The organism is Paenibacillus sp. BGI2013, from assembly GCF_002843485.1.
Lineage (GTDB): Bacteria > Bacillota > Bacilli > Paenibacillales > Paenibacillaceae > Paenibacillus > Paenibacillus amylolyticus.
The window spans coordinates 186,748-204,714 of sequence record NZ_PJFA01000010.1 but is presented as its reverse complement, the minus strand read 5'-3'; the positions used below and the strand labels follow the sequence as shown (position 1 = coordinate 204,714).

General features: G+C 46.9%; 15 protein-coding genes and 1 pseudogene. 3 read left to right on the top strand and 13 right to left on the bottom strand.

Going from position 1 to position 17,967, the window contains the following annotated elements; genetic code table 11:
* Positions 1-82: 82 nt before the first annotated feature.
* The 10 genes and pseudogenes from CXK86_RS22795 to xylA all read right to left on the bottom strand — a co-directional run bounded on the left by CXK86_RS22795 (position 83) and on the right by xylA (position 12,899).
* Positions 83-2,476, bottom strand: a complete 2,394-nt coding sequence (locus tag CXK86_RS22795; protein WP_076253586.1) for an S-layer homology domain-containing protein — start codon at positions 2,474-2,476, stop codon at positions 83-85.
* Between the two features lie 227 nt (positions 2,477-2,703).
* On the bottom strand, positions 2,704-3,630 hold the full coding sequence (locus tag CXK86_RS22790; protein ID WP_243391503.1) for an alpha/beta hydrolase: 927 nt from the start codon (positions 3,628-3,630) through the stop codon (positions 2,704-2,706).
* Positions 3,631-3,799: 169 nt separating this feature from the next.
* The gene (locus CXK86_RS22785) at positions 3,800-4,426 is read right to left on the bottom strand and encodes a bifunctional 4-hydroxy-2-oxoglutarate aldolase/2-dehydro-3-deoxy-phosphogluconate aldolase (RefSeq protein WP_076253584.1); all 627 of its coding nucleotides are present in this window, start codon (positions 4,424-4,426) and stop codon (positions 3,800-3,802) included.
* A 151-nt stretch (positions 4,427-4,577) separates the two neighbouring features.
* Entirely contained in the window at positions 4,578-5,729 is a 1,152-nt protein-coding gene (locus CXK86_RS22780) for an MFS transporter (RefSeq protein WP_036606945.1), read from the bottom strand.
* A 117-nt stretch (positions 5,730-5,846) separates the two neighbouring features.
* Positions 5,847-6,245: an RrF2 family transcriptional regulator gene (locus tag CXK86_RS22775; RefSeq protein ID WP_076253583.1), complete on the bottom strand. Its 399-nt coding sequence runs from the start codon at positions 6,243-6,245 to the stop codon at positions 5,847-5,849.
* Between the two features lie 183 nt (positions 6,246-6,428).
* Positions 6,429-7,499 carry a glycosyltransferase gene (locus CXK86_RS33065; RefSeq protein WP_036607090.1) on the bottom strand — a complete coding sequence of 357 codons (1,071 nt, stop codon included), beginning with the start codon at positions 7,497-7,499 and terminating at the stop codon, positions 6,429-6,431.
* A gap of 420 nt (positions 7,500-7,919) precedes the next feature.
* Positions 7,920-8,594 (bottom strand): annotated as a pseudogene (locus tag CXK86_RS33060) (glycosyltransferase); the annotation flags it as partial.
* Positions 8,582-9,298: a glycosyltransferase family 2 protein gene (locus CXK86_RS22765; RefSeq protein ID WP_256720160.1), complete on the bottom strand. Its 717-nt coding sequence runs from the start codon at positions 9,296-9,298 to the stop codon at positions 8,582-8,584. The gene CXK86_RS22765 and the pseudogene CXK86_RS33060, both read right to left, overlap by 13 nt.
* A gap of 221 nt (positions 9,299-9,519) precedes the next feature.
* On the bottom strand, positions 9,520-11,013 hold the full coding sequence (gene xylB, locus CXK86_RS22760; RefSeq protein WP_076253582.1) for a xylulokinase: 1,494 nt from the start codon (positions 11,011-11,013) through the stop codon (positions 9,520-9,522).
* 569 nt (positions 11,014-11,582) lie between these two features.
* Complete coding sequence (gene xylA / locus CXK86_RS22755) at positions 11,583-12,899, bottom strand: xylose isomerase (protein WP_036606941.1); 1,317 nt, start codon at positions 12,897-12,899, stop codon at positions 11,583-11,585.
* A gap of 198 nt (positions 12,900-13,097) precedes the next feature.
* Here xylA and CXK86_RS22750 point away from each other — a divergent pair, with 198 nt between their 5' ends.
* Positions 13,098-14,264: an ROK family transcriptional regulator gene (locus tag CXK86_RS22750; protein WP_076253581.1), complete on the top strand. Its 1,167-nt coding sequence runs from the start codon at positions 13,098-13,100 to the stop codon at positions 14,262-14,264.
* Positions 14,265-14,411: 147 nt separating this feature from the next.
* A complete protein-coding gene (locus CXK86_RS22745) occupies positions 14,412-14,609 on the top strand; it encodes a hypothetical protein (protein ID WP_017692236.1) in 198 nt (65 codons plus the stop codon).
* 139 nt (positions 14,610-14,748) lie between these two features.
* On the opposite strand, the gene CXK86_RS22740 is transcribed toward CXK86_RS22745, so the two are convergent.
* The gene (locus CXK86_RS22740) at positions 14,749-14,979 is read right to left on the bottom strand and encodes a glutaredoxin family protein (protein ID WP_036668031.1); all 231 of its coding nucleotides are present in this window, start codon (positions 14,977-14,979) and stop codon (positions 14,749-14,751) included.
* Positions 14,980-15,040: 61 nt separating this feature from the next.
* The gene (trxB, locus tag CXK86_RS22735; RefSeq protein WP_047841589.1) at positions 15,041-15,982 is read right to left on the bottom strand and encodes a thioredoxin-disulfide reductase; all 942 of its coding nucleotides are present in this window, start codon (positions 15,980-15,982) and stop codon (positions 15,041-15,043) included.
* A 255-nt stretch (positions 15,983-16,237) separates the two neighbouring features.
* Here trxB and CXK86_RS22730 point away from each other — a divergent pair, with 255 nt between their 5' ends.
* Complete coding sequence (locus CXK86_RS22730) at positions 16,238-16,969, top strand: ZIP family metal transporter (RefSeq protein WP_036606933.1); 732 nt, start codon at positions 16,238-16,240, stop codon at positions 16,967-16,969.
* Positions 16,970-17,091: 122 nt separating this feature from the next.
* On the opposite strand, the gene CXK86_RS22725 is transcribed toward CXK86_RS22730, so the two are convergent.
* On the bottom strand, positions 17,092-17,901 hold the full coding sequence (locus tag CXK86_RS22725) for an alpha/beta fold hydrolase (RefSeq protein ID WP_076253580.1): 810 nt from the start codon (positions 17,899-17,901) through the stop codon (positions 17,092-17,094).
* Positions 17,902-17,967: the final 66 nt, after the last annotated feature.

Sequence of the window (17,967 nt, the reverse complement as noted above, 5' to 3'; positions counted from 1 at the left end):
TTGATCTTTAGTTCATTGAATCACGATTACCCGTTATCTTCATCCTATGTTTCGTTTGGTCACGATATGAGTGATTCCTCGTCTAATACAGGCGATTACCACTCATAAACGTATCTGTTTTACCTTGAAGCTTCGCCAGCCGTTCCAATACCTGTGACGCTTCAGCTACCGTCACTTTACGTGCAGGCATGAATCGTCCTTCAATCGAAGGAAGCAATCCCAGCTTCAGACTCAGGGAGACCGCTCCCTTACTCGTAATGGCACTGGCATCCGCAATGTTGGGAAGATCCGATGGCAACGTATAGAATCCGGCCAGCTTCTCATAGCGTAAAATACGTACAAGCAGCACTGCCAATTCTTCACGTGTCATCTCTTCCTGCGGATTCAAATTCTGTTCAGGGTCCGCTCCGGCAAGCCAGCGCTGATCGATTAATGCCCGAACTGCCTTATAATACGGGCTGTCAGGTGTCACATCAGCGTATAACTTGTCATCTCCGTCCCCACTGTAGTACAGATCCATATTTGGATTAATCGCTCTTGCCAGATAGTTAAACCAATCCCCTCGGGTGATCACACGATCCGGGAATACGCGTCCCTGTTCATCAGCAAGCAATACGCCATGCTGTGTCATATTGCGTAGAGCTGCTTCGGCCACATGACCCAAGATATCCGTAGGTTCAGCCTTGGTTGCAGAGCTTGTGTCCCCGTATAAAAGCTTCCACTCCCCTGTGTTCGCATCCAGCGCTTCATAGTTGCCATAGATCGAATTCTCATCACGTGTAGGCATATAAGCAAGGTTCACCCCCGCTGGGATGACTTGACCACCGTTCATACCATATCCGCCATAACGGGAATATGCGAGGATCAGCTTGAATTCCTCCAGATAGAGTGCCTTGGCCTCTTCATAACTGATGGCTGGCTTAACATCTGCTGGCAGTTGTTCAGGCGTTGCCGCAATACGTGTATAGAACTCGTTAATCGTCCCGTTGTTTAACACCTGTACTTGTGCCGTATCTTCCTTAACCGGAATTCCGTTCAGATAACGCTGGAACAAAAATGTGCGAGCATCATCCACCTCAATCACGTTAGCCAGTCGGAACTGCTCCGTTGCGTCTGGAACTAGCGCAATCACCGTGTCCATCGCCAGTTTCTCAGCCTGCTTCCGGGTTACCAATTTGCCTGCCTTCTCCTCAGCCGGCTTCTCCTGTTCCATCTCCGGTCCCATTCGTTGCATCATCGTATAACTGTAGATCTGCCCGGTAACTGCATCTACCTGTGCTGAGATATCCCGCATGAACATATAGGACATATTGGCACTTCGATCGCTCCAGCTCAGACTCCACACCTGATTGTTCGAACTTGAGTAATATCCCTTGCCCAACTGGTTATGCTCCAGCTTATATCCCTTGGGAATATCAAAGTTTGTTGCGACCCGATTGGCGGCCTGCTGCACATTTAACCTCGTACCATTGGCCGGGACAAAAGGCGTTACATCACCTTTTAACTTCGTATCCTGCTGCAAAGAATCTTCATCTACAGCTTTACCTGTTAATGTATTAATCCGTTCCAACGTATTGGCTTCAATCGGAATGATACTGATATTTTTTGGTGTATATGCAAGGTAATACTGCTGACCCTGTTTGGAAGATAGACGATCTTTGGCGATATAAGCCAGCTCCACATCGAACTGTTCTTCAAACTGCTGTCTGGCCTTCTCTTCTGAAGCTGCCGGTTTCGATGAGGGATACTTGGCTTCAATAGTACCCCGTGAGTAACCTGTCACCAAACCACTTTCATCCACATTAATGTAGACTGTCTCTGCGTCAGATAACAATCCATCATGTTTTAACTGGTACCCGTATCGATACTCTGTTCTGCCAAACAATGACTCTTGTTCGATGGAAGAATACAGATCTCCAAGCGGAGCATATTCATTGTCCTTAAGACCCGGAATCGCTTGGTACAACAGTGTCACGGCCTTTTCTTCAGCTTGAGCTTTGGTTAACTTCACATCTGATTCCGAGACATGTTTATCCAGGATATCCGACGGCAAATGTACACTTAACACTTCCCCTGTGCCTGCATGTACAGTTCCACTGAATCCCGACGTATGATTACCTTGTGTAATCTGGAACCCGATCTCCCACGCCTTGTAGTCTGGCGGTGGATAGGAATTAGGTGAATCGAATCGTGCAGATGAGATCGTTGCTTTTTTTAATAATGGAAATAATTTCAGTATATTTTCACTGGCTTGCCTGGATGAGATTTTCGCTCCCTCAGGCACGTCATTGCTCGTTGCGTCTAGTTGTTCATTTTCCCCCGTTGTCGCTGCGGTCAACTGCTCTGCTTGCGCGGCTGATGCACTGCCTGCAAAACCTGGTGTTTGCGAAGCAAGCAGCAGTGTTGCCATCGCTGCGGTTGTTGCTTTGGTTGCGAACATTTTCAAATGTAGATTAAACTTCCAATTCAAACTCAAATCTCGACCTCTCCCTTCAATTTCATACAAAGAAGCATAACAAATAACCTCGCATGAATATTGCCAGTCTATTCTATGATACCATAAGCTTCCTTTTTAATCGTCGTTTTCGGGGCAATTTTACAAATGTGAATTTCTGCATATTGCTAGTAACAGCAAAAAAAACGCCAATTACGTTGGCGTTTTCTCTGTTAGCCTGCACTCTTATGTAGGCTGAATCTACCTTGTCAACTACTCGCTTTAGACGAATCGTTCAACTTCGCCTGACCTTGAACATGGGTTTTCAAAAAGGGAATAACGGTGTCCCAGAAGGCGGGATCTTCCTCGGAACAACTGTGTCCTCCGCTGTTGACCCATAGATGTTCAACAGGCGGATCGGCTTTGGACATAAAATATTCAAGCTCACTCGGAGGAATGAAATTATCTCCCTTGGAGTGCACCATAAGCATCGGCAGTTGCATCCCCCTGCGCCGTTCATTCAGCATGATCACCGGATCACGCTGACGATAAGATTTCAGAGATTCACCCAGTCGCCAGAACCAGATTCTCGGAATTAACTGGGCCAGTGGAAACAAGGGCAGACGCCGGCGTCTCAGCTCTGAACTGACGATCACCTCAAATTGCGATGGCATCGAGTCCGTAATCACTGCTGATACAGGAATTCCCTCCGTCACTGCAAGAATCGTACCCAGTCCACCCAAAGAATGTCCAAGCACTCCGATGGCATCCGCATCAATCTCTGGTCGTGCAGTCGTATACTGCAACGCCGCGAGCAGATCATCCCGGAACAGGTAGGCAGATGCAGCACGAACCGGATCACTAGCCCCATGACTACGCACATCATACATAAATAAGGCATATCCTGCTTCCCAGATCGGACGTGCGTAACGAAGAACACGGGAGCGATTGGAGCCCCAGCCATGTGCAATAATAACGAGCGGCCATGGTTTCGGAATGTCGGCTCTGGCCGGGATGAACCAGCCATGCACCCGACCTCCCCCACTGTCAAAGGTCACATCCTCAAATGGCATTGGGGGTGTGAGTGTGATTGGAATCTTCTTGGGTGTCTGGCTCTTTACCGCTGCCTTCCATAAACCACCTGCCGTTACTGCGGCCACGGCGAGCATGCCGCCTATCATTGTTTTAGCTTTCACAGGGCATCTCTCCTCTCCGAATTCTGGCATACATCCATCATAAAACAATAGAATGAACGGCACGTTAAGCGACATGGGTTTTTATGATAAAGATTAATCCAACAACTAATTTAAAGGAACCATCATATATATACCCAAATATACATATTCCTCATCTGATGCTGGAATCCTAGGCTTCAGCTGCTTCCACAAATCTCCGTGCACATGCTGCAATCTGCTCATGATCTCCTGCCACAAGAGCTTCTCGTGGTAAAAGTGCACTTCCCAGACCCACTGCAGCAGCGCCTGCTGCGTAATAATCAGCAATATTCTCCAGTGTGGCACCACCTGTTGCCAACAGTGGAATATGATTCAGTGGAGCTTTGATCTCCCGCAGATACGGTATACCCAGACTCGCCATCGGAAACAACTTCACAACTCGCGCTCCCGCTTCATGGGCAGCGACAATCTCCGTAGGTGTCATGGCTCCAGGCCAGATCTCGACACCATGTTCTACAGCATATTCAATGACAGACAGATCGACATTGGGAGACACCAGAAATTGTGCACCTGCAGCGACGGCTTCCTTCGCCATCTGCACATTCAGTATCGTACCCGCTCCAACAAAAGCCTTTCCTTCATGCCGCTCACGCCAGTCTGCAATAATATCATGTGCTCCAGGTGTGTTCAGTGTGACTTCCATTAGTCGGATGCCGCCACCTGTCATACCTTGTCCAGCTGTTACTGCCGCTTCGCGGCTTATACCGCGCACAATCGCGACCAGCCTCGACTCCAATAGTACTTCCGTCAAATTCATATCCAGTTCCCCTTGCTTCATCAATTCGGCAGCCGAAGACAGGCAATCATGGTCACCGCTTTTCCGTTATTCATTATTGTAAGGCATATCCTCTCCTGGATGAAATCATTTGATCCAATATTCACTTCTTCCTTTTAAAAAGACATTGAATTCAACTTGGTTTTGTAGTCAACCTGAAGGAAACAAGGGCAATTGCCAACGCCAACAGCAGGACCATACCACCAATCCACCCCAAATTTTGAACGGAATTGTATTTCACAACTACACCTCCCAATCCGGCACCGAAAGTCATACCTATGTTCATTACTGCCGTATTGTAACTCAGGACTGTTTCAGAAGACTGTGGTCTCAATGTTATCAAATAGAACTGATTCGCGGGCGTTGTTATCCAGGCAGCTGTGCCCCAAATCATGATGGTCAGAAGAATACCTATTGTGGAACCTGCTGTGATTGGCAAAATAAAGAGGGCACCAGCATGAATAATCAAACTGATTGGAATCGTGCGAACAGGTCCCCATCGATCTACCGCATAGCCACCAAGACGGGAACCTATGAATGCAAATACACCCAATACAAGTAACGCCGTACTAATCATTTCTATTGAAAAATCGGCTACTGAACTTAAAAGTGGAGCGATATAAGCAAATACCATGGTGTAGCCCAAAATCCAGAAAACAGTCGTTAATAATCCGGTGATAACCTTTTTATCTTTGATAATCAATAATTGTTGCTTCAGGGAGAGAGACGGGTTACCCTCCATTCGAGGAATAAATCTGTACAACAGCATGAAATTAATAAATGCGATAATTGCAATCATGATATAAACATAGTGCCAATCCATGTAGGCAGCAATGAAGGTACCAATCGGCACTCCTAATACCAATGAAACGGTGAATCCTGTGATGACAGTTGCAATGGCACTACCCTGTTTGCCAGAAGGAGCTAGTCTTGCAGCATAGTTCGTGGCTAGGACAAAATACAGACCACCACTCATGGCCAATACGATGCGTGAGAACATAAGCATGCCAAAGTTCAAACTGAAGAATGCAATGATATTTCCCAAGATAAAAATAAGCATGGAATACAGAAGTACTTTTTTACGTTGTAACTTGGAAGTCAGCATGACCAGAGCCCAGGCTCCCAATGCATGAGATAGTGCATATACGGTGACCAATTGTCCCGCTAATGAGATCGAAACCTGTAAATCGCGGGCGATGATATCTAAAACACCAGATACGACAAATTCGGCTGTTCCCACAACAAAGGCTCCTAAAGCCAATAAATAGATAATAAATGAATTCATTTCAGTCTCCTTTATTCAAAAGAATAGTGTGTGAAATCTTCTGGATATATTCGTTTGTTGAAATTTATAATAGATATAAAAGACAAATTATATCTATTATAAATACAAAAAAAATACTTAATGCATCATTGATATTTTACCGGAAATCGAAGATAATTTTCGATTTTTAAACACTTCTTCCATCTGTCCTTCGGCAGTGATCATGGTTTCTTGAATTAAGCATCCCTGTTTATGATGACAACAATCAAACAGAGAGGTTGTACCCTCAATGGCCTGGATGATGTCCAAAAACGTAAGATCCTCCCACTTCTCCTGAAGTGTATACCCGCCATGGGCACCAGATGAAGAATGAATCATCCCCTCTTTCGTCAATTTGGTTAAAATCTTGGACAGATATGTGGGTGAAACATTCTGCCACTTTGAAAGTTGCTGCACACCCACAGGTTTATCTGAATTGGATGCCGCAAGAAAAAGCATCGTGTGCAGGGCGTAATTGGTAGCTTTGGAATACTTCATCATCTCATTCCTCCCTAATAAAAGACTTAATATATCTACAATAACTCCTTTAATACAATTACGTCAATAACCCCCTCTCATAAAAGTGGCACATTGCGTCCACTCTTTTATCAGAGGAGGCTCTTGTTACAAACAACTGTTCCAGCAATATCTATACCTACAGTTCCAATCTATATGCATGCTTTAGGCATTTTCCAATACGTTATCCTTCTCCAAATCTTTAAAGTATCGATCGTTATATAACATGCTTGGATGTGTTGGATGATAGGCGAGTGCGATATCATTATGTTCCCGGGCCTTGGCACGGTTACCCATCCGGTCATAACACACACATAGTTGCAGATGCGGCATCCAGGTCCAAGCTGCTTCATTCAGCACTACCATAGGGTCATCAGGACGTACAGCACGAGTCGCCTGTTCGTACCAGAACAGGGCCTTGCGATAATCTTCACGGTCGGCAAAATAACCACCCAATCGACAGCAAATCTCGGCTCTTGGCAAATCATAGGCAAATGATCGGAACAACGCCGTGACTTCCTGTTCCGGATGTTCAAGTGCAGCTTCACAATCCGCAATTTTCTGGCAAGCAGCGATCTGATCTTCCACCCAGCCCAATCCGGTATCCAGAAACTTCTCATAGTACTTCACCGCATCCTCATGCTGTCCATGGTCCTTCAGCTCATTACCGAAATAGTACAAGTCACGCGGCCCGAATTCCTCTCCGGCCTGTTCCCTTTTGCGATAGATCCGCAGATTACGATCGGTATACACCTTATCTTTCTTGTGGGTAACCGCTATATCACTATGCAGCAGATTGCCCGCTACAGCCAGATATTCATGGACCGCGCCAATCCAGCGAAATTGCCGATCCCGACGCACCAGACGATTCCGGCGCAGGCTGTAGGCTACCTTGCCATCTGCTGTGAATGACAGATTATAATCCATTGTAACACTATCAACATCCGGGTCCAGCGAACGTTTCAAGGCGATCAGTTTCGCCCGATCTTCCGGTTCGAACACATCGTCTGCATCCAGCCACAGAATATATTCACTCTTTGCCTGATCGAAGGCATAGTTGCGTGCTGCTGCAAAGTCATCCACCCATTCAAAATCAACGATACGATCCGTATATCTGGAAGCAATCTGACGGGTACGATCCGTTGATCCGGTATCCACGATTACAATCTCATCGGCGATACCGTTGACCGAGTCCAGACATCTCGCAAGGGAAGCTTCTTCATTTTTCACAATCATACACAGGGTAATACTGATCGTCTCCTCCCCTCGTCTCGCCCTGCGGTTAAAGGCGGAAACCCCCGGAAGTTCGGACAATCGATAGATGTGGTATGCGGGGAGATGAGTATCAACGAACAAACGAAAACCCAGTGCTTGAGCACGGATGCAGAAATGACGATCTTCGCCCCAGAAGGATACATTGGGAATCTGGTCATATGAAGCTCCTGCTGCCAGAACATTTTTGCGAATAAGAGTACATGCCCCTAGCCCTCCAACTTCATAACAACCCGGGATCCGTAGCTGATTTAGAAAAGCAGTCGTTTGCGTGCCCTCGTCCTCCGTCTCGGTTCCGTCTACTGTTTTGCCACCGCGGCGAAACAAAGCATACTCATCTTGCAGCCATACCTGCGGCATTTCCCTGGCATCCGGCTGCCAGCGGGTCCAAAAAATATTGGATACAATGTCTTTGCCACTCGATACAAGTTGCTCCAGCGTCCGTGGATGCAGCACCAAGTCAGAATCAATCAGGAACACCGCATCGTAGTGATTGTCGCGTGCATATTGCAATATGCGATTTTTCAAACGGGCTACACGCCAAATCTGCTCATCCTGCCAATAGTGTCCTCCCTCATCCTTGCTGTACACCCCTTTGTTGTCAGGACTACCGCTACCATGTTCATCTGCTTGAATAACCGTCCCTTCATGCTGAAGCACAAATTCATGCAATATATTCGATGCGGCTTCTTCCACGTTATCGTCAACAAACAGATAATCCGTCTTCACTGTTGTTCGTTCCAGTGCATGCAGAGAATCCAGAAATTCACGGAGCACCGGAGTTGTCTGGCGAACCGGGCTGGCGATCAGTATTCTTTCCTGGCCAGGCGCTTCAAGCGTTTCCGATTGGCGGGTTTCCAGCGATTTATCAGAAAGTCTGGGCGGTCGATGATTACTCTGGCTCTCTTTCTGGCTCTCTTTCTGGCTCTCATGTTGCTTCTCTTTTTGATTCTCTTTCTCATGTGTATTCAACTCTATTTGAGGTTGGGATTCTTCTTCCGATTTGCGTAAAGGGTCTTTCTTCAATGTGCTCACTCCCCCTCTCCTTATTCGAACCATGCCAACAGTCGTGGCTCCTGATCCAATATCGATTCGTACTGTTCCTTCCAACCGTATCTTGCTTCAGGGTCCAGTGCTTGATAGCGTTCATATTTGCGGATACGGTCTTCTTCCCGCGCCCAACCATAGTGCTTCACCCGGGGAGCATGACATCCATAGGACCAATGTTGGATCGTTAACGGAAAACGACCACAATGCTGGGGTGTCTCCTTCCATTCATAGTTCATCCCCGGGTGATAACGAATCAGAAATGGCCGATAATAGGCATGCGCCTGCCAGAACTCATCTTCCCGGTAATGCGTCTCACTCCACATATCAAACAATCTGAAATAGATCGCATCTTCATTGCCACTGAGCAACAGATCCCGTACCAACCCAAAGTCACTGGTTAGAATCTCATCCGCATCCAGATTCAAAATCCACTCCGGATTGGTCGCCACCGTCTCTTCCCATTGTTGTTTTCTCAGGCTTACCTCGTCTGCAAAACGTGAAGCAGCGTTCTCCACTAATACGAGTGGAATACCGTCCAGAAGTTCCCTGCACAGCCCGACCGTTCCATCCGTGCTTCCGTCATCAATGATTACTGCGCGATCAATCCAGGGACGATGTCTCTCCAGTGCCTGCCTGAGATAACGATTCTCTTCATTACGAACGATCATCGACAAGGTAATATGTGGTCTTCCATGTTCCTCATGTCCATCCAAAGCTTCACCCCCTTGCTCAAACTTCTACCTATTAAAATTTCGGGCACACGATGCCTGGACGAATCACAATCCTCTATTTCCAATCTATGCAGAGCCTGAATGCGGATATGCAGGCCGAGTAAACCTTTCATGGGGTTAATCTTGATGAACGACAAAAAAGCACCCGCCTTCGCGGATGCTTTTAAATGTAATCATAAGATTAATGTAGTGAAATAAATGAATTAACGGTATTCAGCCAAACGATCATTGAGACTACGCGTCTGTCCATAGACTTCCTGATACAGTGCGAACAGTCCATCATAGACGGCAACCGTTTCCGGGTTCGGCTCATAGGACTTCGCTGGACGAATAAACGCTGTTGCACATTCTTGCAAAGACGGGAACCAGCCACAGCCATAGGCAGCCAGCATCGCTGCACCCATCGCTGGACCCTGTTCGCTCTCCAGCTTCACAATCGTGGCGTTAAAGACATCAGCCTGCATTTGCAACCAAGCTTCGTTCTTGGCGCCGCCACCAATGGAGATGACTTCATTGACGGTTTTGCCTGCACCACGCAGAATATCAATGGACTCGCGTAGCGAGAAGGTAATACCCTCCATCACCGCACGTCCAAAGTGCTCCAGCTTGTGCCCTGCATCCATACCGATGAAACTGCCACGGATATTCGCATCCGGATGAGGTGTACGCTCCCCAACGATATATGGTGTGAACAACAATCCGTTGCTGCCCGCCGGAATCTGATCGATGCCCTGCAAGAGCACATCAAACGATTTATCCGCTGCAAACGTATCCTTGAACCAGGACAGGCTATATCCTGCGGCAAGCGTTACACCCATAATATAGAAGGCATCTTTCTCTCCGTGGTTAAAAAAGTGTACTTTGCCTTCGAAGTCGAGATCTTTACGCTCTTCGTAGGAAAGCACAACCCCGGACGTTCCGATGCTGCACATCGTCTGTCCTTCACTCAGAATGCCTGCGCCAATGGCACCACACGCATTATCCGCACCACCTGCGTATACTTTTGTTGCAGCCGCTAGACCCGTTTGATCCGCAATCTCAGGCAGCAACGTGCCCACTTCCTCAAATGATTCCACAAGACGTGGACAAAGAGAGATTGGCAGTTCGAAAGCTTCTGCAATCTCGTCGCTCCACTGTTTGCCTGCAACGTCCAGCAACAAAGTTCCCGCTGCATCAGAATAATCCATAGCGTAATCCCCGGTCAGGCGATAACGCACATAGTCTTTAGGCAACAGGAACAAGGATGCTTGCTGTAACAATTCAGGCTCGTTCTCCTGAACCCACAGAATTTTTGGCAAGGTAAACCCTTCCAGTGCACGGTTCCGGGCAATACTTAACAGCTTGCCATCCAGCACTTTTTCGATGCGACGGCACTGAGCCGTTGTGCGTGTATCGTTCCACAGGATTGCGTTACGCAGCGGTTTACCTTCAGCATCTACCAAGACCAGTCCATGCATCTGACCGGAGAAGCTCAATCCCTCGATTTCCGAAGGCTGCACGCCAGACACTTCAAGCAATTTACGCAAGGAAACAATGGTCTGCTCTACCCAATCTTCGGGATTTTGTTCACTGTATCCAGCCTTGGGCTGGTACAACGGGTATGCCTCGGATGCTTCAAATGCCACTTTTCCTTCACGATTGACCAACACGGTTTTGACCGCACTGGTTCCAAGATCGACGCCAATTACGTAACTCATAGGTTAACTCCTCTCGTTTATCACAGGTTATATCCACGAAAGATCCAAGTACGCATGAAAGTCACTCCGTGATCAGAAAACCCTTGGATCGCCGTTACCCCCAGATTTCCTTTATACCCTTTAGCAAGGGTGAAATCCGGGGATAAATGCGACCGCTTTGCTTCCTCGGGTCCTTTCTGCTCACTCCGTTTTGCATGCATGATATTGGACACACATGGATATGAAACGTGTAAAACATACTCGTTCTTATAACAGAAAGATTGATCCAATGACCTTGATTCGTCATTGGTTATAAATGAAATCCTTGATGCTCATGCGGTCACTTCGTGATCAGAAAACCATCTTAAACAACATTTATATCAAAAATTTTAAAAAATCGCGTTGTTTAACCAAAAAACCGCCCCCGTCTTCCCAAGGGAAAGTCGGGGACGGTCCGAATGTCATGCTTGTTCAGGCGTTCCATGGTACAAGCTAATCTTGTGCATAGGCTAGTTTGGACACTAATGTCCAACACATATGAGTTGAGTAACCATGGGTGGTCGACGTGCCCAACCCTGCCTAATCCGCTATTAGTCAGCCAGAATGTACTGGTTAAGTTGTGCTCTCAGCAATTCCTGACGTCCGGATTGGTTTTTGCGTGGGCTTTCGTTGTTGAGTGCATACTCAGCAAGGGAAGCCAGTGTTGCTTTACCTGCAACTACATCTGCACCGATACCTTCGCTGAAGCTGCTGTAACGTTTTTCGATGAAGTCATCGAATACGCGATCTTCAATCAACTTCGCTGCTACTTTCAGACCTTTTGCATACGTGTCCATACCTGCGATGTGTGCCAAGAACAGATCATCAGCTTCGAAGGAACCACGACGTACTTTCGCGTCAAAGTTCACACCACCACGGCCGATACCGCCGTTTTTCAATACTTCATACATTGTCAATGTAGCATCGTACATATCAACCGGGAACTCATCCGTATCCCAACCGATCAACATGTCGCCTTGGTTCGCATCGAGGGAACCGAGCATACCGTTTGTACGAGCAACGCGGATTTCGTGATCAAATGTATGACCAGCCAGTGTAGCATGGTTTGCTTCTAGGTTGAGTTTGAAGTGTTTGTCCAAACCGTATTTTTGCAAGAAAGCAATCGAAGTTGCTGCATCATAATCATATTGGTGTTTCGTTGGCTCTTTTGGTTTAGGCTCGATCAGGAATTGTGCATCAAAGCCAATTTCCTTCGCGTAGTCTACAGCCATGTGGAACATGCGAGCAATGTTGTCTTGCTCCAGTTGCATGTCTGTGTTCAGCAATGTGTCGTAACCTTCACGACCGCCCCAGAAGACATAGTTTTCAGCGCCCAGGCGTTTACCAACTTCCAGACCTTTTTTGATCTGTGCTGCAGCGTGAGCATACACGTCTGCGTTGCAAGTGGAAGCTGCACCAAACATGAAGCGTGGGTTCGAGAACATATTCGCCGTGTTCCAGAGCAGTTTTTTGCCGCTGGATTTCATATGATCTTCAATCAGATCAACGATTGTATCAATGTTGCTGTAGAACTCACGCAGGTTGTTGCCTTCTGGTGCAATGTCCACATCGTGGAAACAGAAGAACGGGAGATTCATTTTTTCCAAAAATTCAAATGCCGCTTCCACGCGTACTTTCGCGAGGTCCAGACCCGAGTATTTATCCCACGAACGAACAGCTGTCTCCGCACCGAACGGGTCACTGCCGCCTGCAGTTAATGTATGCCAGTAAGCCATGCCAAAACGGAAATGTTCTTCCATCGATTTGCCGGCTACCACTTCTTCCGGATTATAATGTTTAAAAGCAAAAGGATTCTTGGAATCTTTACCTTCAAATGCAATTTTATTAACGGATTCAAAATAGGCCATGTGTAAAATGCCTCCTCAATAGTTTTAAGAAATCGTTTACACCGTTATCCTATCACATCAAATTTACTTTGTCTATTGGTTAAACAAAGTAAAATAAAATTGTTTTTTACATGTTTGTTTACGCTATAATAGTCGAATAACTTGTTTCGGATGTGGGTCAGAACCCTTTTATCAGAAGAATAGGAGTGCCTTAACCATATGAAAATTACCGGAGACCAGATGCTGGTCAAAAAAATAAACAAGTCGATCGTTCTGGATACGATCCGGCGCCATGCCCCTCTTTCTCGCGCACGAGTGTCCGAGGTTACGGGGCTGAACAAAGCAACGGTATCCAACCTGGTTGCTGATCTGATCAGCGATGACCTGGTGCAGGAGATCGGCCCTGGGGAATCCAGCGGCGGACGTAAACCACTCATGCTGCTGTTCCGAGGGACATCAGGCTATGCAGTCGGTCTGGAACTCAGTGTGACCCATTTGAAAGGCGTGCTTACAGATCTGGAAGGACACATCATTACAGAGTACGCAGTGACCTTGGAACATCATGACGTGTCATCTGTACTGGAGCAATTGAAATTGGCAGCAAAGCAGCTCATTGAAGCAGCTCCTGCTTCCCCTCACGGTGTCATTGGTATTGGTATCGGCGTGCCCGGCATGGTGGATGAGGCAGGAACGGTCCTGTTTGCACCCAACCTGGGGTGGGAGAAGGTAACTCTGCGCTCGATGCTTGAAGAAGAATTTCAACTGCCTGTAACGATCGATAATGAAGCCAATGCTGGTGCCCATGGAGAGTTGAATTTTGGGGCAGGTATCGGTGTACGTCACATGATCTACATCAGTGCAGGCATGGGGATTGGTTCAGGCATCATGGTAGATGGTGAATTATACAAAGGTGCGTGGGGCTACGCAGGGGAAACAGGCCATATGTCCATTGAAGCGGAAGGTCTGCCCTGCTCTTGTGGTAATCGTGGTTGCTGGGAGTTATATGCATCGGAAAAAGCCTACGAACACCCGGATCATCAGCTAAAATTACCTGCTCATACCACACGCGAACTTATTCATTATGCGGAGCAAGGCCACGAGGCTGTTCAAGAATTATACAACACGATTGGGCGAAAACTGGGGATTGGCATTACCAATATCGTTAACAGTTTCAACCCGGAACGTATTATCATTGGCGGTCCGCTCTCTGAAGCAGGTCCATGGATTGAAACAGCGTTAAAACAAGTTGTCGAGGAACGTACATTACCTTATCACCGCCGCAGTTTGCAGATTGAATGGGCAGCTCTGGGCAGCCGTTCCACCCGCGTTGGTGCCGCTTACTCTGCGATATCCCAGTTTTTAGGTAAAATTAGGGTGTCTGTCTAATAACAGATGAAAATTGACATCATTTCGCCCCATTTCCTCCCTTTTTGTTAAAGAAATCCAGATGTATAATGGGGTTATGTGATTTTTGTCATGGCTGTGTGAATCAAGCTGTGTTAATTCCGATAACGAAACGGAGTGAAAAAAAGCGTGACCTACGTGGATACTTCAGATATCTCGGCGCAAATGTTTGTCACCGTCCTCCTGTTCCTGATTGTGCTTGCGCCCCTGTTCAGCCTTGGCATACTCCGATTGTTCCAGAGCAAAAAGAAGGCTGGTTTCATGTACATGCTGTCAGGATTGCTGGTGTATGTTGTATTTCAGACTTTCATGAGTATTTTTTTCTAGATCATATTCTGCGTTTGCACAAAAAACCGTACCCTTCCGGGTACGGTTCTTTCTATATCCTAACGGCTCGCGAAAACCGGAATTGCATATGAATCGAAAATTTCTTTCAACATATGATGATTCAGATAATCAGCCTGATTTAAGCGTCCAATGCTTTGGCAAATTGAGTTTTGTTCATACCCAGAATGCGGTGTTCACCAATGACAGTCAATGGCACGGCACGTACGCCCATGTCCCATACTTGTTGTGCAAATTCATCGCTAGTTTCGATGTTGCGCTCTTCATAAGAGATACCTTTGTCAGCCAGGAACGTTTTTACGGATTTGCAGTTCGGGCAGTTCGTTGATGTATATACAATTACGTTTTCCATGTTTAATTCACCTCATATGGTTTTATATTATCTATAGTTTGTTTGGAATCAGCTCATTCTATTACAGAACAACTGCGCTGTGCTCCAAGCTCTCAATGTATTTCTCTGTGTCCATGGCAGCCATACATCCGCTACCTGCAGCTGTAATTGCTTGTTTGTAACGTGTATCCTGAACGTCACCACATGCGAATACACCTGGGATGTTTGTCTCGGATGTACCTGGTGTAGTCAGGATATATCCATGTTCGTCCGTAGTGATCTGTCCGCCAAGGAAACCAGTGTTTGGTGTGTGACCGATCGCTACGAATACGCCACTTGCCGGAATCACTTCTTCTTCACCTGTTTCGTTGTTTAACACTTTCAGTCCGGTTACGCCGTTGTCGCCAGCAAGTACTTCGAGTGGTGTACGGTTCAAAGCCATTTCTACTTTTTCGTTGCTCCGTGCACGATCCTGCATGATTTTGGAGCCACGCAGTTCTTCACGACGGTGTACCAACGTTACTTTGGAACCGAAACGGGACAGGAAGCTTGCTTCCTCAAGAGCAGAGTCGCCACCGCCGATAACGATGATTTCTTTGTTACGGAAGAAGAATCCATCACATGTTGCACATGTGCTGACACCGCGGCCTACATTCGTTTCTTCGCCAGGGATACCCAGGTATTTAGCAGTTGCGCCTGTGGACAGGATCAATGTTTCCGATACGAGTTCACCCATACCTTCAACTTGAATCTTGAATGGACGCTCGCTCATGTCGATGTTGTTCACCCAGCCTGTGCGGAATTCAGCACCGAAGCGCTCGGCTTGTTTACGCATGTTATCCATCAGTTCAGGACCCATAATTCCATCAGGGAAACCTGGGAAGTTCTCCACTTCAGTCGTTGTTGTCAGTTGGCCACCAGGTTGTGGTCCTTCAATAACGAGTGGGTTCAAGTTGGCACGTGCCAAATAGATTGCTGCTGTCAGCCCTGCAGGGCCTGTTCCAATAATAATTGATTTATACATGTATAGTTCCTCCCCCGGGTTCTGCAAAAAGGTTAGACCCTCCGGCATCAAAAGCTTAGGCTTTTGCATACACTAGAACGAAAAGCCCACATCATGTCCACAAGACCTGCCTGTGATATGACAATGCCCTATGCAGAAACGGAATTCTAATTTATAATCATTCTAATCTGTTGTTCATTATGATCTCTTTTATGTACGGTGTCAATGCTCGGCAGCGATTATGAAGAAGTCTTCATCAGGAGGGAAAATGGAAGCATGAACGATGCACTCATTGGCAGTTTTATATCAGCCATGTCTACCGGCCTAGGGGCCGTACCGATTCTATTTATGCGCAAAATATCGCACCGTCTGCGTGATATCTTGCTGGCATACGCCGCAGGTATTATGACCTCGGCCTCGGTCTATAATCTCATTCCGGAAGCGCTTGGCCAATCGAATCTCTTTGTACTTGCATTTGGTATTATGCTTGGTAGCCTGGTTCTACTGGTGCTGGAGATGAAGATCCCACACGTCGATCTGGAGAATCCCGAGAAAATGCCTTTTAAAATTGAAACCAAAGCCTTCATGATTATTGCAGCTATCACCATGCATAATCTGCCGGAAGGGTTATCCGTTGGCGTTAGCTATGCAAGCTCGGATGAGAACCTGGGCAACCTCATTGCCTTTTCCATCGGATTGCAGAATGCACCGGAAGGATTCCTGGTGGCCCTTTTCCTAGTAAACCAGAACATTGGCCGCTTCAAAGCGCTGGGTATTGCTACCCTGACCGGAGCGGTAGAGATTATAACAGCTATGATTGGTTACACCTTGAGCAGTCTCGTAGCTGGTCTTGTGCCTTATGGTCTGGCCTTTGCAGCCGGTGCGATGATGTTCATTGTTTACAAGGAACTTATTCCCGAAAGTCACGGCGATGGCAATGCACGTGTGGCGACGATGTCCTTTTTGCTCGGACTCATCACGATGATTGGTCTGACCGAACTGTTTTAATTGAAGACTAAAGAACCCGGCGAACAGTCCAAGACTGTCGACCGGGTTCTTTGTTTAGCCACAAATGAAGATTCCATGAAATTAATGGGACCGTCTGTCAGAGGTATTGCGCCCTCTCCTGATCAGGATTGGATGAAACGAATCAGTTCCGAATTGAATTTTTCCAATTCATCATAGAATGCACCATGACCACTCTCTTCAAAAGCAATCAGCTGAGACGAAGCGATGCCTTGGTGCATCTGCTCGGCGAACTCAAACGGACAGATCTCATCTTTTTTCCCGTGCAAAATGGCTGTTGGCACTTGAATGGAACTCAGGTCACCTCGCAAGTCCTCATCCCGCAACGCAATTGCACTGCGAATGGTACCATAAGATGAAGCTTCCATGCCGAGGGCGTGGAACCAATCCATGAATGGCTGGCTGTGTTTCTTCGCGAAGAACATGCCGCCAAACGTCTCCAGCAACTTCGGACGATCTGCAAAGATCGGCTCAATGATCTGCTCGTTCAGCTGCTCTGGAGTCAATCCATACGGATATCCTTCACGCTGTGTGAACACAGGTGCTGCCGCAGATAACAAGGCCAGCTTGGAGATGCCATGTCCCTTATGGCGAGCCATGTAATGTACTGCGATCGCTCCACCCATGGAGAATCCTGCGAGTACCGCGTCTTTCAGCTCCAAATCATCAATAACGGCACGAACATCGTCTGCCATACGATCATAATCATATCCTGTGGAAGGCTTATCCGATAAGCCATATCCTCTAAAATCTATCGCAATGGCACGAATGCCATGGTTCGGCAGTACGTTCAATTGGTATTCAAACATTTTATAATTAACAGGCCAGCCGTGTAAAAAGACAACAGGGGTTCCTTCCCCTATATCTTCAACATATACTTTTACATTTGGTTCCACTTGTACATAACGTCCCATATTTCACAGCTCCCTTATTATCGAATCGTCTCTTCGAATCATTACCCGCTGACCCAAGGTTCAAAC

What these genes read in the sequence shown, in the direction of transcription:
- CXK86_RS22785 (WP_076253584.1), bottom strand. Translation starts at nt 4,426, where the DNA reads ATGAATTTGACGGAAGTACTATTGGAGTCGAGGCTGGTCGCGATTGTG.
- CXK86_RS22780 (WP_036606945.1), bottom strand. Translation starts at nt 5,729, where the DNA reads ATGAATTCATTTATTATCTATTTATTGGCTTTAGGAGCCTTTGTTGTG.
- CXK86_RS22775 (WP_076253583.1), bottom strand. Translation starts at nt 6,245, where the DNA reads ATGAAGTATTCCAAAGCTACCAATTACGCCCTGCACACGATGCTTTTT.
- CXK86_RS33065 (WP_036607090.1), bottom strand. Translation starts at nt 7,499, where the DNA reads ATGATTGTGAAAAATGAAGAAGCTTCCCTTGCGAGATGTCTGGACTCG.
- xylB (WP_076253582.1), bottom strand. Translation starts at nt 11,013, where the DNA reads ATGAGTTACGTAATTGGCGTCGATCTTGGAACCAGTGCGGTCAAAACC.
- xylA (WP_036606941.1), bottom strand. Translation starts at nt 12,899, where the DNA reads ATGGCCTATTTTGAATCCGTTAATAAAATTGCATTTGAAGGTAAAGAT.
- CXK86_RS22750 (WP_076253581.1), top strand. Translation starts at nt 13,098, where the DNA reads ATGAAAATTACCGGAGACCAGATGCTGGTCAAAAAAATAAACAAGTCG.
- CXK86_RS22740 (WP_036668031.1), bottom strand. Translation starts at nt 14,979, where the DNA reads ATGGAAAACGTAATTGTATATACATCAACGAACTGCCCGAACTGCAAA.
- trxB (WP_047841589.1), bottom strand. Translation starts at nt 15,982, where the DNA reads ATGTATAAATCAATTATTATTGGAACAGGCCCTGCAGGGCTGACAGCA.
- CXK86_RS22730 (WP_036606933.1), top strand. Translation starts at nt 16,238, where the DNA reads ATGAACGATGCACTCATTGGCAGTTTTATATCAGCCATGTCTACCGGC.
- CXK86_RS22725 (WP_076253580.1), bottom strand. Translation starts at nt 17,901, where the DNA reads ATGGGACGTTATGTACAAGTGGAACCAAATGTAAAAGTATATGTTGAA.